Genomic DNA, 16337 nt, shown 5'->3' on the forward strand with positions numbered 1-16337 from the left:
TCACTCCCACTGATCATTATAGTTCAGTTCCTGCTCCATCATCGATAAATCATCTTGTGTGATTAAGAACAGTTGATAATCGGTCCGTTCCATCTCTATTCTAGCACGCTCGACGAGATACTTCGCTGAGCCACCGTGTTCTTCATCAAAAACGGATAACAGACCTTGGCTTTTTTCAATCATGAATTCCGTTTTGTTACGAAGCTGACTCGGATTCTCATAAGGCTTTTGGCTGATTGCATCGACGAAGTCCGCCTGGTTCAGTACCGCTAAATACTGAGCTTGTACAGGTTCCTTCCATTTAGCCTCTTGCTCTAAAAAGGGCAATAAAATCCCGAGACGAATGTCCGGATAGTCTGCTTTTAGTTCTAAGATGACTTCACAGGCCCACAGTTCACAGCCTGGAGTCGCGCTTGTTACGAACCATGTCGTCCCCATGTCTTCAATGAGTCGAATCAAGCGTTCGCGGTACGCCGCTTTGATAACCGGGATACCAGGATGTTTTTGATCAAAAATTCCTAGTTCAGTTGGCTTATAACCCGTGATGGCAACGACTTTCATTCTTGACACTTCCTTTGTAACCGATTGCTCCGATGTGTAAGTTCAGCGGTCAAACGTTCCCGCCGTGTTGTTAGTAACACCTGTCCTTCTAACAGTTGTTTTGCTTGCTCAGTATAATCATAAGCAAGCTGTGGCTCTTTTGCAATGTGCTCCGCCCATTTCGCCAACTCGATGTATCCGCGGAATGTCTCACTCTTTTCAAAGCAGTTGACTGCTTCCTGATGCCGTTTCATTTTTTTATACAGAAGTCCTTGCCGTAACCAGCCCTCTGCCGATAGATCGTTTGCCTGATGAAAATGCTCGACCGATTGCTCATTGATACCTAAATCGGCTAACCAGACGGCAATGTTTTCTCCAATTTGAGGTGATACCTCTTTTCGATGGGTCACGAGATGATTGCATTCATCGTACAGACTGACAAGTGTCAGACAGTCATGCAGGTGATGTTCAAGGACACCATCCATGATGGTCGGATTTTGATGTTCGACGTATTGAAAGTAATGCATCGGGGCTAAAAATCCTGGCAAATCACCCGCTCGTTCAAATCCGATTTGCTCTTCCATCGCTGTCAGACGGTACGAATCGGATAACCCTTTAAAAATTCGCCGACAGACATGGAGTAAATCCAGGTGACCGACTTTCGGCAGACGCGGTACACGTTCACGGACGAAGACATGCCGCGTCTTGATTTGCGGCCAATCAAAGCTTTTTCCGTTATACGTGACGAAACGGACATCTTCTCCGATATCAGTCAAAAAGTGATGATAAAAAGCTGCTTCATAGTGTGGATGCGGCAGGAAGTATTGCCGCATCAATAGCTCGCCTTGTTCAAAACGGGCGAACCCCATCAAAAAAATCGTTGTCCCCGTTCCACGTAAACCGGTCGTTTCCGTATCGAAAAAGATGATCTGTTCGAGCGGGACATCGAGCGCGAGTGGTGGATGCGGTAGTTGAAGTGATTCGTACCCGGCACCAAACGTCCGGTGTCCATGGCTTTCTGTCAGTGGATAGCGCTGATCGATTCGAACGATCCACTCATCTTCGAACGTTAAAATTTCTGCCCCCTTCTCCACCCAGGCGGCTTGCTCGTTCGCAATCTTCGGATCGACGGCGTGCGTCGAAGTCTTTTCTATCGTTTGCCGTTGTTCACTCTCCTGATTCGTCGGTTTTAACATTCGTCTTAATTTATTTTTCATGTTAACTCCCTTTCCATCTCAGCCAACATCTGAATCGTCCGCTCCTTTTCGTCTGCGAGACCGACCATGCCGATACAGGCCGGGCAACCGTCAAGGCAGGGACATGTCTCAATCGAGTCGCGTGCTGCCCGTAACATGATGCTCCGTTGTTTATAGATTGAAGAAGCTAAGCCGACCCCTCCAGGATACCGGTCATACAAATAGATGGTCGGTTTCTGCGTGTGTGTCGCCTTGACTTGCGGCACGACAAAAACATCACTCGCGTCACACATTAAATAAAGAGGTGCCACACGCCGTAGGCTGTTCGCGACCCCTTCCAGTACTTGTTCGAGCTCCATACTAGAAGCAGATGTAGCAGGCAACGTAAACCAGACTCCTGTCGTATGGATTTCCCGTTCAGGTAAATGAATCGGACCAGACCCGATGTTTTCGTGGGTACCGAATTTAATTTTTTTGAACATCGTCGCCATCCCACGAACACTGACATCACCACGGGCCACACTAAACAGATCATTCGAATAGCTTTCATCTTCTTCAAGGACAGACAAATCGACTGAAAAATTAGCATCGGTATAATAATCGACATCAACGGCACGGACGAACGCTTTTTTCTCCTCAAAATCGAGTGTCTCGACTTGATATTGATCCGCCCCATGCAAGTAAATCGCTTCATCGTGAAGTAACGTCATCGCACTAAATGTATCCATCTCACCGATGACCCGATTCGGGACTTCCGTCTGATCGACGATGACGACGTTTTCTTGATCACTTGAGCGTAACGAGATCTCATGTGCCGGAAACGCATCATTCATCCAATAGAAACGCTCTCCCCGCTGATGCAGGACACGTTCTTCGACTAAATACTCGAGAATATCCTCCGTCTCGAGTGTGCCGAATCTTTCACTTTGCCGAAACGGAAGTTCGAATGCGGCACATTTTATATGGTCGACGGCGATGATTAAATTGTCGGGATCGAGTCGTGCCGCCTCTGGTGATTGATTTAAAAATAACTCCGGTCGTTCTGCCACGTATTGATCGAGCATCCCGGACGAGGCGACGAGGATGATTAACGCATCATCTTGCCGTCTTCCGGCACGCCCGGCCTGTTGCCAAAGCGAAGCAATCGTTCCGGGATAACCATTCATGATACAGACTTGCAATTGACCGATATCGACGCCCAGTTCTAACGCATTCGTCGAGACGATGCCGGTGATTTCACCTTTTCTTAGACGCCGTTCGATATCACGTCGCTCCGTCGGTAAATAACCACCACGGTATCCTTCAATCGATTTCGGACCGAGTTCATGGCGAATCAAACTGCGTAGATACGTCAGCAACACCTCGACGCGGACACGTGAGCGGGCAAAGACGATCGTCTGAAACTTCTTTTTGATGAATCGGGATGCCAGTTGTTTGGTTTCGAGTGTCGCCGAACGTCGAATTCCGAGTTGGGCATTGACGATTGGTGGTTGATAGACGATGAAATGTTTTCGCCCGGTCGGAGCACCATTGTCATCGATCAGACTGACCTGCTTCTCAATCAGCCGTTCCGCCAGTTCTTGTGGGTTGGCAATCGTCGCGCTCGTCATGATGAAGACAGGGTCACTCCCGTAATAGTGACAAATCCGGCGTAACCGTCGGATGACATTTGCGACGTGACTCCCGAAGACGCCACGGTACGTATGCAACTCATCGATGACGATATACTTCAGGTTTTCGAACAGTTCAATCCACTTCGTATGATGCGGCAAAATGCCCGAGTGAAGCATATCTGGATTTGTAATGACGATGTTCCCCGCTTTGCGGACTTTCGTCCGAATCGTCGGTGACGTATCTCCGTCATACGTAAAACAACGAATCGGTGCTTCGAGCTCATCAATCAACTCGAGCAGTTCACTGTTTTGATCTTGTGCGAGAGCTTTCGTCGGATAGAGATACAGTGCCCGGTCGTTCGGATGCTCCAGTAGATGCGAGAGAATCGGTAAATTAAAGCAATATGTTTTCCCGGAAGCCGTCGGCGTGACGATGACCGTCGATTTCCCTGCCATGACTTGATCAAATGCTAATGCTTGATGCCGGTATAAGGCATCGATGCCACGTGCTTTGATGGCTTGTTGTAATCGTTTTGGCATCTGTTCCGGAAAAGGTGAGTACCGTCCTGCTGTAGCTTCCATCGTCTTCATATATGTGACGCGCTCCATAAAGGCGCGATCAGCTTTTAATTCCTCTAAATAGGTAACGAGTGATTGTCTCGGTTCCATCGACTCACTTCCTTCCTTCTTCACTCATTATACAAAAAAAAAGAGGTAAGACTGTAGCGACAGGTTCGCCACTTCAGTCTTGACCTTCAATTCATTCCTCTGTTTCTTATTCCGTGCTTTGGGAATCCTCTTTTTTGTCCGTCTTTTCTTTATCGGATTGTTTTTTCTTATCATTTTCTTTTTCTTTTTCATCCGTTGATTGTGTAGAGACTGACTCATCCGTTGCCGGTTCGTCCGTTGCCGGTTCATCCGTCACTGGTTCATCGGTCGTCGGTTCATCCGTCGTCGGTTCGTCCGTCGTCGGTTCGTCTGTTGCCGGTTCATCTGTTGCCGGTTCGTCTGTTGCCGGTTCGTCCGTTGCCGGTTCATCTGTCGCCGGTTCATCCGTCGTCGGTTCATCCGTCACTGGTTCCTCAGTCTCTGGTTCAGCGACTGTGACTGACGTCGCAACAGGACCTGACTCTTCTCCTGATGCTTTCGCGACGAGTGTGAACTCTGTTCGTCCTGGTTTTAGACCATTGATACCGATTCGATTCGTTGAACTCGTCCCAAGAACCGATGTATTGCCATCCGGATCTTTCATCGATACTTCAAATGTTACGCTATCGTATCCGTTCGTCCGCAACGCTGAATCGTTGTAATTCCAAGTCAGCTCACCTGACTGCGCTTCTTCATCGTAAGAAGCTTGCAATCCAGTCGGAGCTGGTACGGCCTTTTTTTCGACGACCGGCTCCTTCGTTCCTTTCACATACAGTTCGTCACCGATACTGAGGACCGAGCTTGGTTGTTCGAACGGCGCTGGTGTCCGGTCACGTGTTTTGGTCACAAAATCTTTCCATAGGTTTTGTGCCATTCTACTCTCGGTTTGCCCTTCGAGGCCGATCCCGTTATTATTTCCAGATGTCGTCGTTCCTGTCCAAACACTAATGGAGACATCAGAAGTATAACCAACGAACCAAACATCCTTATAGGCATTCGTCGTTCCGGTTTTTCCTGCTGCATCAAATGAAAGTCCAGCCGTCGGGAACGTACCGCCCGGCTTCAGGACGTCACGAAGCATGTCCGTCAACATATAAGCTGTATAGTCTTCCATCGCTTTTTTCGATTTGATTGGTGATTTGATTTTTGATCCATCACTGTACTCAATTGACTTGATGATGTGTGGCTCCACATAATCGCCACCGTTTCCGAGTGTCGCATAAGCGCCCGCCATCTCAGTCGTGTTGAATCCGTGTTTCATCCCACCGATTGCGTACGCTGGAGAAATTGATTCATCTTTTTCTAATGCCAAACCAGATTTAGCAGCAAACGATTCGACCGCATCGCCACCAATCTCTTGGAACGTTTGGATTGCCGGCGTATTGGCTGAAATCTTCAACCAGTTTCGAATCGTGTTTGTTCCTTTGTAACCGTCGTAATAGTTTTGAATCGTCTTGCCGTTAATCTTCGTTTCTTGGTCCGTGATTTGTTTTGCTGTCGACCATTTTTCATTTTCAATCGCTGGACCATACGCGAAGAATGGTTTCGCAGAAGAACCCGGTTGGTGCGGTTCATTCGCGTAGTTACGGCGTGCCGTGTCTTCCCCTGGATTTTTTCCGTCGACGACGGCTAAGACTTCACCCGTTTTTGTGTTGACGGCAGAGGCCGCAGCTTCGGCATAATCTGGTAATTGTACGACTTTGTCTTCTTTAATGGCTTCATTCATATAATCATGCATCGGTTTATCAATCGATGTATAAATTTTGAGTCCTTGGCCATAGATGTCTTTTCCTTCAAGACCAAAGACATCTTCTAATTCTTTTGAGACCATATCAAAGATGACGCTATCGTACGAAGCATCTGTCGTCGATTTTGGAGCGGGATCAATCAATTTAGAAATCGGTTGATCGACTCCTTGATCACGTTGTTTTTGCGTGATGACGCCTGTCGTCAACATCGCATCTAATACTTGTGTTTGACGCCCCTTCGTTAACTTCGGATCCCCTTTAATCGGGTCATATGCTGTCGGACGCTGTGGCAATCCGGCAAGCATCGCTGCTTCTGCATAATCTAATTTATCGACTGTCTTATTGAAATAGGCTTTTGAAGCCGTCTGAATTCCGAACGAATTCTGACCATAGTAGTTTTTATTCAAGTACATTTCTAAAATTTGATCTTTCGTGTAGTCTTGTTCTAGACGAATCGCTAACCACTGTTCTTGTACTTTCCGTGTGATTGTTTTTTCAGAACTTAAAAACGATTGTTTGATGACCTGTTGCGTGATTGTTGATGCCCCTTCCGAGCCGAACCCATCGGTGATGTTCGCGATGATCGCTCCACCGAGACGACGGAAGTCAATCCCTTTGTGTTGGTAAAAACGTCGATCTTCAATCGCGATGAAGGCATCTTTGACGACTTCAGGAACTTCTTTAATCGAGACGTACTCGCGACTCGTTCCACCCTGTTTGATTTCCTCTTTGTTGCTCGCATAAATTTTCAGCGGGAGCGCATCCCGTAGTTTCGTCTCATCGAGTTCCGGAGCAGTGGCAATCGCATACGCAGCAAACCCACCTCCGACAAGCATCATGATGATGAATAAGCCGGTTGCAATCATTAATAGCTTTTTAAAAAGTGGACCTTTTCCAGATCCACCTGAACCACCGGACTTCTTTTTTTTCGGACGTTTCGTCCGATTCGATTGTTTAGTTGACGTCTTCGTTTCTTCACGACGTGCGACACGACTTCTTTCCATATGCTATCCTTCTCCTTCAATCCGTAAGTTTCTCAAGTGAAATATAATTCGTCTACTGCTTCGAGATAATCGATCGCAGGGAACGCACCTGTCTTGATTTTTATACCATGTTGTTCGATTTGGTCGAGCGGAATTGATTTACGACCCGTTTCCAATTGCTCCCACCAAGGGAACACGTGCTCGACTGAAAGCACATATTGCACATTATACATACTGAACCGAATGATGACAAAACAAATTCCTCCATGTGCTACGCATTGTCGCATGTGTTCGATTTGGTGGGGGTGGAAGTTCTTGAGTGGAAAAGAGGTTTTATGATTCGTTTCCTTCGCTTCAAAATCAATATATTTTCCCCGATAGACACCATTATAATCGGTCGTCGACGGTTGTTTGAAATAGGCTTCTTTCACGACAGCCGCAGAACGTTTCGGGTAATCGACTTGAACGATTTGAAGGGGGGTTGGCTTCTTGTGAATAATTGCCCGATTATGCGTCAAGTAAAACGTATTGCTTTCATTAATCAATTTTTCAAGCTTCATCCCCCGATTAGAAAACGTCGATGCTTGTGAGCGTGCTTTTTTTATCGTCGTTCCATGAGGTTCGAGAGGCTTTTGAAATTTTTTACCGTTCGGATAATTCAAAACGATTCCCCTCCTATCGCGTTTATTGTACCATGATATGTGATTGTATCGTATCGGCCGAGAGGAGTAGTTAAAAACAAATGACAATTGAACCGTTACTTCAAGAAATCGAAAAAATTTATCAAGCAGGTCGCGCCGGAACAGAATATGACTTCAACGAGGATGTCATTCCGTTCGTCGAACAAGCAGATGTGCTCATCGCCGATTGGCAACATAACGCGCAGAACAGCCCTTATTTACGCCCGGCGATGGTCGAGAGTGCCGTCGATCAACTGAAACAACTATCAGTCCAGGCGTTCCAACCAAAAACAAGTTTAAAACGTTTCAATGAAACGATTAAGTCTGTTCGCTATATCGATCAACTGATGCAGTGATTTCTCTCACTTAAGGTTTTACTTTTTTTAGCAGGAAATCTTGGTATACTTGTCGTACACAGTATAGTGTGGGAGACAGTTACAACTGGTCCTGTAGAACCGCGCGAGGAGGAATCTGATTGGCAACACCTAAATCGAATTCGCGCCATGAATCAAAAATGATTCCTAGAGCGTCGAACAACACTGCGAAAAAATACGTCATGTTCGTCGATGAGACGGGGACACCTAAAGGGAATACGCAATTTAATTTGACAGGTGTCTTGATGGAATACAAATATGCCATCGATTCGGACGAAACGGGTGAACCGAGCCCTTTGCGGAAACGCTTGATGGAATTTAAGTCGAGTGTGTTTGAAGATCCACACATTCCACTCCATTTAAAAGAAATTTTAAAGGCGGAGCATCCTTACGGTAAAGAAGACGGGATCACGATTGATATGTTACGTCATTTTTGGGTCGCATTACCTGACTTCCTAGTCGATATCGACTGTACGATTGTCAGTGTCGAAGTCGATAAACAGAAGCTGCAAGATTTTTATTCGACACCAAAAGATCCTTACGTCGTCGCATTTGCCCACTTGATGAAATCCTTTTACGCTTTTTTAGAGGAAACGGAAGCGACGAGTGCTCGTGTCGTCCTCGAAAGTCGTGATGATTATCAAAACTTATTAATTCAAAAAGCGTTCTTCGATATCTTTAACTCGGGGACTGTCCACCTTGACGTCGAAAAAAGTCGTCAAAAAATCAAAGGCTTCATCTTTGCTGAAAAGGATAGCGACCTCTACCAATCCGGTCTTGAGATTGCTGACCTCGTCTGTCTTCCCCTTTCACGCGTACGTCGTGGCGTGATTGAGGTGAAACCACGGTTTGTCCATTACGGGGACGAAAACCGAATCTTTAAAGCAATCAAAGAAAAAATTTACATTCGTCGCGATAGTCCCGATCAAGATTTCCGAAACTGGGGATTCAAAAAAGTTCCGATCACGAAAAAGCGTCGGGAATGGTCCGATACGCCTTGGAATGGTTAAACATACGCGCGTATGATGGACAAGAGACATTTTATTTCGCACGAATAAAGGATAGCACGCTTCCGGGGTTTCTTCCGGAAACGCGCTATCCTTTTTTTGCTTTCAAGCATCATTTAAATGGTTCGTCGTTAATCGACAGGGATGATTGTCCCTTTCGTCCGTTTTTTTCCTTCCCGACACATGTCGAGTAATGGGCATTCAAGGCAGTGCGGACGTTGCGCCTTGCAGTGATACCGTCCGAAAAAAATGAATTGATGATGAAGCTTCGACCAGCGTTCCCGCTTGAATCGTTTCATCAACGTCGCTTCGACTTGTGTGACATTATCTTTCCAGCGACAGATACCGAGGCGTTTTGAGACCCGTTCGACATGCGTATCGACTGCGAATGCCGGGACATCGAATGCAACCGATAACACGACGTTCGCTGTTTTTCGCCCGACGCCGGGTAATGCTTCGAGTCCGGCACGGTCCGTTGGTACTTCACCTTCATGCAACGTGATGAGGCGTTCCGCGAGTGCTTTGATGTTTTTCGCTTTATTGCGATAGAGACCGAGTCGTTTGATTTTCTCTTCGATGGCAGCGACCGGTGCAGTGGCCAGGTCGCTTGGCGTTGGATACGCGGCAAACAATCCCGGCGTGACTTGATTGACGAGCACGTCCGTCGCTTGCGCACTCAAGGCGACGGCGACGACGAGTTCAAACGGATTTTTATGAATCAGTTCACAAAAAGCGTCCGGAAACATCTCTTCGAGGGTCCGTTCAATCCGGTCGATTTCAGCTACTCGTAACATGATTCACCCTCCCCGCGTCGCAAGATCTTCGAGTGTTTTAATACCCTCGCGTTCCCACGTCCGCAAAATTTGATTGATATAGGTCATCTTCCGGACGTTATGGTAGACGGCTTCGCGAAGCGCGGCAAGCACTAGCTCTTCCGCGATGTTTTCAATCGTCAGCCACTGAATGATTTGTTCCATTTGAAACGGCGACATCATTCCGAGTTCCCGCTCAAATTGTTGGAAGACCGATGGATTGATCGTATCGAAATTCGGCGCCTCTTGTTCCGGTGGTGCCATTAATTTTTCATAGAGTGGAACTAACGAATAGCGTTCCGATCCGGCGACGTTTTCCATCGCCAGCAACCCCTTCTGTAACAAACCGAGCGTCGTCTCAATCGTTTCTGTCTCGGACAGCCCGAGACGATTGCTCAATTCTTCCGGTGAAGGCATCTCCATCCCTTCCGCACGGCAAGCGAACAGTTGACCGATTAACGTAAACTCGACGAAGCTGATTCCAAGCCGCTTCGCTTCCGTGAACAATCGTTTCGGAAGCACGACGGTCCCTTCTTCGAAAAGTTGGATTAAATTATGATTCATGACACTTCCTCGATTCTTTAGTCTAAGCAAGAAATCGACCCGTCTAAACGATGGGTCGATTTCAGTCTAAATTACGGATACAACCGGTTGAGTAGACGTGGGAATGGAATCGTCTCCCGAACGTGCTCGACGCCCGTGACCCAAGCGACGGTCCGTTCAAGTCCTAAACCAAAGCCACTGTGCGGTACTGAACCATACTTGCGTGTTTCAAGATACCATTTGTAGGCACCTGTCTCATCCAAGTTGTGTTCTTTCATATCAGCAAGCAGTTTGTCGTAATCTTCTTCACGTTGCGAACCACCGACGATTTCGCCGTATCCTTCCGGTGCAATCAAGTCGTCACACAGAACGAATCCCGGGTTTTCCGGATCTTCTTTCATGTAGAACGGTTTGATGGCTTTCGGCCAGTGCGTAATGAAGACCGGGCGGGCAAAGCTGTTTGCGATCGCTGTTTCGTGTGGTGCACCAAAATCATCTCCGAATTCGATGTCGTCGAATCCTTGTTCTTTCAACATATCGATTGCTTCCGTATACCGGACGCGTGGGAATGGTGCTTGAATCGTTTCAAGAACCGTTAAGTCACGACCGAGCAACTCAAGTTCCGCTTTACAGTTCTTCAAGGCGGACTGCACGAGATGCGAGACATAGTTTTCTTGGACTTCGAGGTTCATCTCGTGGTCGTAGAACGCCATCTCCGGCTCCATCATCCAAAACTCAATCAAGTGGCGACGTGTTTTTGATTTTTCAGCACGGAATGTCGGACCGAATGAAAAGACTTTTCCGAGTGCCATCGCTGCCGCTTCCATGTAGAGTTGACCCGATTGCGACAAGTACGCATCTTCATCGAAGTATTTCGTCTGGAACAATTCAGTTGTTCCTTCCGGTGCACTGCCCGTCAAGATTGGTGGGTCGACTTTGATGAACCCTTCTTGGTTAAAGAACTCATATGTCGCACGGATCAATTCATTTCGAACGACCATGACGGCATGCTGGCGTTTTGACCGCAACCAAAGGTGACGGTTGTCCATCAAGAAATCTGTTCCGTGTGCTTTCGGTGTAATCGGGTAGTCGATTGCTTCATGGATGATTTCAATTGAAGTGATCTCCATCTCATGACCAAGTGCTGTCCGCTCACCATCTGATTTGATGACTCCCGTCACCCAAAGTGATGATTCTTGCGTTAGACCTTTCGCTGTTTTGAATAAGTCTTCTCCGACCGTTTCTTTGACGACGACACCTTGCATAAAGCCGGAACCGTCACGTAACTGAAGGAAGGCGATTTTACCGCTTGAACGTTTGTTCGCTAACCAACAGCCAATCGTGATTTCCTCTCCCACATGTTTTGCTACATCTCGAATCATTGCTTTCAAAAGTCAACATCCTCTCTAAGTTAAACGGCTGTACGAGCCGCGATAAATCCTTCAATCCGATCGAGCGCTTCTAGGACACGCTTCGGGTCTGTTGCGTACGATAGACGTACATATTCCGGCGCACCAAATCCTGAACCTGGAATCAAGGCTACTTTTGCTTCTGACAAGACGGCTGTACACCAGTCATCGACGTTTGCATAACCACACATCTTCGCTGCCTCTAAGGCATGTGGGAACAAGTAGAAGGCACCTTCCGGCTTCAAGCACGTCAAACCAGGAATTTGAATCAAGCGTTCGTAAATTTGTTCGAGTCGTTCTTCGAACACGACACGCATCGCTTCGACCGGGGCATCCCCTTCTTCGTAGGCCGCGACAGAAGCAGCTTGCGCGATTGACGTCGGGTTCGACGTCGAATGGCTCGCAAGGTTTGTCATTGCGCCGATGATTGCTTTCGGTCCGATCGCATAACCAATCCGCCAGCCCGTCATCGCATGCGATTTCGAGACACCATTGATGATGATTGTCCGTTCCCGCATTCCTGGAAGTGTCGCAATCGATAAGTGCGTCACACCGTTATACAGTAATTTCTCATAAATTTCATCGCTGATGACGAGAATGTCATGTTGAATCGCCATCTCTGCTACCATCTCTAACTCTTCTTTCGTGTAGACCATACCTGTCGGGTTCGACGGAGAGTTCAAGACGATTGCTTTCGTTTTCGGTGTGATGTGTTGCTCGAGCAACTCACGTGTCACCTTAAAACGTGACGCTTCCGTCGTCTCTAAAACGACCGGTACGCCGTCACTCAACTTGATTTGCTCAGGGTAGCTGACCCAGTACGGAGCAGGAACGATGACTTCATCTTCCGGGTCGAGAATGGCTTGGAAGAGTGTCGATAAAGCATGTTTCGCACCAGACGCGACCATGACTTCCGAGCGATCATACGATACCCATAAATCGCGACGTGTCTTCTCGATAATCGCGTCTTTCAACGCAACCGTTCCGCCTGAAGGCGTATACTTTGTATCGCCTGCTTCTGCTGCCGCAAACGCCGCTTGAATGATGAACTCCGGCGTGTTGAAATCCGGTTCACCAGCCCCAAGACCGATGATATCTTGACCGGATGCCCGCAGTTCCTTCGCTTTCGCCGTGATGGCAAGCGTTGTAGAAGGCGTCAATTGTTGTACGCGTTTTGATAACATGTCGCACACTCCTTTTAGTTAATCCGTAGTCGTTTGATGAAAGATCCCTCTTGATACGTATAGTACGAATATTCATAGCCCGTCTCGGTTTCCGCGACGATCTCAATTAAGGCGCGATCTTCGAAACCATATTTCGTGGAAACGATTTTTTCTTGATCTCCACTTTGACGAATGACTTCATCCACCTTAATGCCGTCTTTAACCGGACGTGTCTCAATCTTACCTTTTGACGGGACAAAAGCGCGTAACGCCTCTCCCTCTTTTTTAATCGAGAAGACGGTGTACTGGTCTTTTCCGTTAAAGACATTTTCGAATGTCACGGCGTCCGGGGCTATTTCTTGTGTTAAACGTTTTTCTGCCCGCTTGACGACTTCTTGTTCTCGCCCCTTTGCTTCACCAACCGTTAACTGGTAGATTCCTGTACCGATTAGCGTAATCAAAAGAACGACCGAAATCAAACCGATGGCGATTTTCCACTTCATGTGCGGTAGATGGTGAAGACCATCTGCTCCTTGTCTTTCTCATCTAGAGCTAAACCAAACATTAAGTCCTCCGTTTTTAACGTGCGATTCAATAAGTCTACGATTTTGTACGTATCGTCATGGCGATTGACCTTGACCGTTGCGAGTGTCTCGATTTTCGAATCCATCTTATATCCTCCCTCATTTTTCTTAACCTATTATAATGCGATAATGGTTATTTTAATAGACTCAATCCGTATCATTCAAGAACAATTCGAGTTCTGCCGTCAATTCTTGAAGTGGTTTTGATAAAACAGGCACATTTGGCAAACTTGAAACAAAACGTTTTCCGTAACGTGTCGTCTCAATTCGACGGTCAAACACGAACACGACACCACGGTCATTCGTCGTTCGAATCAAACGACCGAACCCTTGTTTAAAACGAATGATCGCTTGCGGTAAGCTGTATTCAAAAAACGAAGATTTACCTTGTTGTTCGATTTGTTCCGATCGTGCCTGAACGATGGGTTGGTCAGGCGGTGCGAAGGGTAGACGAACGATGACAAGACAACTTAAGTCGTCACCCGGAACATCGATCCCTTCCCAAAAACTCGCAGTCCCAAAAAGAATGCAGGCATCGAGTTGCTTAAACTGTTTCATCAAGCGCTGCCGGGATCCTTGTGTGATTCCTTGCGACAGCAACGTAAATCGTGCCGGAAGTGCCTGCTTCGTCGCATCATGCGTTTGTCGCAACATGTCATTGGATGTGAACAAAACGAGCATCCGCCCTTCCGTCACTTCAGCGATTTCGATGATTGCTTCCGCAATCGTTTCGGCATATTTCGCAGGTGGAACGTCCTGCAGTAACGGCAAGTCCGTCGGAACCATCAGCCGGACTTTTTCCGCGTACCCGAATGGTGACGGGACAATGAACCGCCGTGTCTCGAGTTCGCTTAAACCAAGCCGCTTTTCAATGAATTGAAACTTATTCGAGACCGTCAACGTCGCGGATGTCAAAATGCTCGTCCGTTTCGAGAAAACATCCCGGTATAAGCGTTCTGAAATATCGATTGGTTGCGTATAAATCCGTGTCAACTTCCGATTTTTTGCAGTCGTCTCAATCCAGGATACTGTTTCATCATGAGGCGCGAGCATCGTCTCAAAAATCGCATTCTCGACATCCTCGATTTGACCGATCACGGATTTGAGATCCGCGACGACGGACCGTTCCCGGTAACTCATGTGTTCGCGTTGATCGTGGAATAATTTATGAATCGCCCGAATCGCTTGTCGTAATCGACGTAAGACCAATTCGACCCGTTTCGCACTTTCCTGAACGGCCCGCATCGAATGATCGAGTCGTTTGAAGCGGACCGTGACACGTCCTTCCCGTCGCTCTTTCCGGGAAGAGAGATCAAGTCCATAGGCTTGGATGATCATCAACAGGTTATCTGCCTCTTCGATTAGCTCCGTCATCGTCTCATCAATCACTTCACTATGTGCTTCGACCATCTCCGTCAAATCAAACTGATCGGAGAGGTTGACGAGACGCGTCAACAATTTTTTATCCGCGGAGAATCCGAGTTGTCTAAAAATCCGGTCGAATGAATGCCCGTCGAAGACAAGTCCGAAATGGTGGCTCGCGACTTCCTCGATTTGATGGGCCTCATCTAAAATCAACGGGCAGCCTTTCGGTAAGACACCCGCCTCATACTGAATATCACTAAACAATAAGGCATGGTTCGTGACGATGATCGTCGCGTCCTTCGCTCTACGGACGGCATGTTGGAAAAAGTCACGGCTAAACCACGGATCGAACCGCCCGAGTTGCGACTGGCTATCCGACTGGATCAACTGTTTGATGGCGATGTTCCCTTGTGCTGCTCCACCGGGAAGACTGACTTCTTCCAAGTCTCCCGTCGTCGTTTCAGTCAACCAAACGAGCAATGTTGCTTTCGCTAACGTAAAATTATACGGTTCTTCTGTTTCATTCAGGAAAAACTCGAATTTACGTAAATCAATATAATTGTTCCGCCCTTTGAGCAATGTAATGTCGACTGGGGCATCGAACAGTTGACGCAACAGCGGTAAATCACGGGCGAACAGTTGCTCTTGCAGTTGAATCGTATGTGTACTGACGATAATCGGCGTCTCGTGTTCAATCGCATAATGTGTCGCCGGAACAAGATAGCCAAGAGATTTTCCGGTACCCGTCCCAGCTTCGACGAGCAATGGTACTTCTTGATCAAGTGATTGATAGACATGGCGCATCATCTCAAGTTGACCGGTTCGTTGCTCATAGCCCCTGAACAGCTTCGGAAAGATCTCTTGATTCAAGTGATCAACGAACGGTCCGAATGGCTGGAGTTCCGACCGGTTCGGCATCAGTTCCGGATCAAGACGTTTTTTCAGCGCAATCTTTCGGAACGAATCGAACCGATCGTCTGTCTCGATGCCGACGGCTTGAATCGCAAAATCAATCTCTTCTTCCATCGCACTGAATAATTTCGGGGCTAAGCGACGCAACTGTTTTAATGTATCGAGCGGTAGCTCGCGAAGTCGACTTAACAGTTCGAGTAATAATTCTGCCGTCGCTTCTGCATCGCTGCCCGCCCGGTGTGCTTCTTGATGCGTCAACTGTAAACTTTCCGTCAGGTGCGATAAGGAGTGACTCTCTGCCGTCGGTAATAGAATCCGTGCCAGTTCGACCGTATCGATGACGGGACCCGTGTACGGTAAGTAACCTTCTTCTTCAAGCGCTTCATTTAAAAATGTTAAATCGAATTGGACATTGTGCGCGACAAACACTCCACCATCTAACATCGAGAGGACGCGCGGTGCAATGACATCAAATGTGTCTGCGTCCCTTACATCTGAATCGGATATTCCTGTCAATTGCGAGATGAACGGCGGAATCGGATTTTTCGGTCGAACGAAAGCCGACAGACGTTCCGTCACTTGCCCTTGTTCGACGACCGCTACGCCGATTTCAATCATCTCATCTCCAGCTTTAATCGAATGACCTGTCGTCTCTAGGTCGATCACCACATACTTCTTCTCCACGACTTATCTCCACCTTTAACCATCCATCTGTTACGTTTCGAACTTCTCATGTTTCATCTTAACAAAAATAGAGACC

General features: G+C 47.3%; 14 protein-coding genes. 2 read left to right on the top strand and 12 right to left on the bottom strand.

The annotated features are described in order from the left end of the window. The 5 genes from AC0VYQ_RS09120 to recU all read right to left on the bottom strand — a co-directional run bounded on the left by AC0VYQ_RS09120 (position 1) and on the right by recU (position 7396). A complete protein-coding gene (locus AC0VYQ_RS09120; RefSeq protein ID WP_088837304.1) occupies positions 1-561 on the bottom strand; it encodes an SLOG family protein in 561 nt (186 codons plus the stop codon). Continuing rightward, positions 558-1757 (bottom strand): ribonuclease H-like domain-containing protein, encoded by a 1200-nt coding sequence (locus AC0VYQ_RS09125; protein ID WP_475403459.1) that lies wholly within the window; start codon positions 1755-1757, stop codon positions 558-560. The genes AC0VYQ_RS09120 and AC0VYQ_RS09125 overlap by 4 nt, the downstream gene beginning before the upstream one ends. Then, the gene (locus AC0VYQ_RS09130; protein WP_475403460.1) at positions 1754-4018 is read right to left on the bottom strand and encodes a DEAD/DEAH box helicase; all 2265 of its coding nucleotides are present in this window, start codon (positions 4016-4018) and stop codon (positions 1754-1756) included. Before AC0VYQ_RS09130 ends, AC0VYQ_RS09125 begins: the two co-directional genes overlap by 4 nt. Before the next feature lie 106 nt (positions 4019-4124). Further along, entirely contained in the window at positions 4125-6749 is a 2625-nt protein-coding gene (locus tag AC0VYQ_RS09135; RefSeq protein ID WP_475403461.1) for a transglycosylase domain-containing protein, read from the bottom strand. A 32-nt stretch (positions 6750-6781) separates the two neighbouring features. Next, positions 6782-7396 carry a Holliday junction resolvase RecU gene (gene recU, locus AC0VYQ_RS09140; RefSeq protein ID WP_204251435.1) on the bottom strand — a complete coding sequence of 205 codons (615 nt, stop codon included), beginning with the start codon at positions 7394-7396 and terminating at the stop codon, positions 6782-6784. Between the two features lie 74 nt (positions 7397-7470). On the opposite strand from recU, the gene AC0VYQ_RS09145 reads away from it, so the two are divergent. Together AC0VYQ_RS09145 and AC0VYQ_RS09150 are read left to right on the top strand one after the other, a co-directional pair. Beyond that, positions 7471-7764 (top strand): DUF1798 family protein, encoded by a 294-nt coding sequence (locus AC0VYQ_RS09145; protein WP_088837309.1) that lies wholly within the window; start codon positions 7471-7473, stop codon positions 7762-7764. Between the two features lie 119 nt (positions 7765-7883). After that, positions 7884-8792 carry a DUF3800 domain-containing protein gene (locus tag AC0VYQ_RS09150; protein ID WP_239456727.1) on the top strand — a complete coding sequence of 303 codons (909 nt, stop codon included), beginning with the start codon at positions 7884-7886 and terminating at the stop codon, positions 8790-8792. A 128-nt stretch (positions 8793-8920) separates the two neighbouring features. Here AC0VYQ_RS09150 and nth read toward each other — a convergent pair whose 3' ends face one another. The 7 genes from nth to dinG all read right to left on the bottom strand — a co-directional run bounded on the left by nth (position 8921) and on the right by dinG (position 16261). Further along, entirely contained in the window at positions 8921-9583 is a 663-nt protein-coding gene (gene nth, locus AC0VYQ_RS09155; protein ID WP_214891996.1) for an endonuclease III, read from the bottom strand. Between the two features lie 3 nt (positions 9584-9586). Beyond that, positions 9587-10165 (bottom strand): DnaD domain-containing protein, encoded by a 579-nt coding sequence (locus AC0VYQ_RS09160; protein WP_029330601.1) that lies wholly within the window; start codon positions 10163-10165, stop codon positions 9587-9589. Positions 10166-10236: 71 nt separating this feature from the next. Continuing rightward, positions 10237-11526 carry an asparagine--tRNA ligase gene (asnS, locus tag AC0VYQ_RS09165; protein ID WP_475404751.1) on the bottom strand — a complete coding sequence of 430 codons (1290 nt, stop codon included), beginning with the start codon at positions 11524-11526 and terminating at the stop codon, positions 10237-10239. Positions 11527-11555: 29 nt separating this feature from the next. After that, the gene (locus tag AC0VYQ_RS09170; RefSeq protein ID WP_029330605.1) at positions 11556-12737 is read right to left on the bottom strand and encodes a pyridoxal phosphate-dependent aminotransferase; all 1182 of its coding nucleotides are present in this window, start codon (positions 12735-12737) and stop codon (positions 11556-11558) included. A 14-nt stretch (positions 12738-12751) separates the two neighbouring features. After that, a complete protein-coding gene (locus tag AC0VYQ_RS09175) occupies positions 12752-13219 on the bottom strand; it encodes a hypothetical protein (protein WP_088837311.1) in 468 nt (155 codons plus the stop codon). Next, positions 13216-13386, bottom strand: coding sequence for a YpmA family protein (locus AC0VYQ_RS09180; protein ID WP_012370646.1), 171 nt, complete (start codon positions 13384-13386; stop codon positions 13216-13218). The genes AC0VYQ_RS09175 and AC0VYQ_RS09180 overlap by 4 nt, the downstream gene beginning before the upstream one ends. A 61-nt stretch (positions 13387-13447) precedes the next feature. After that, entirely contained in the window at positions 13448-16261 is a 2814-nt protein-coding gene (gene dinG / locus AC0VYQ_RS09185) for an ATP-dependent DNA helicase DinG (protein WP_475403462.1), read from the bottom strand. Positions 16262-16337 lie beyond the last annotated feature (76 nt).

This window comes from Exiguobacterium sp. QJM3NY_9 (assembly GCF_056173545.1).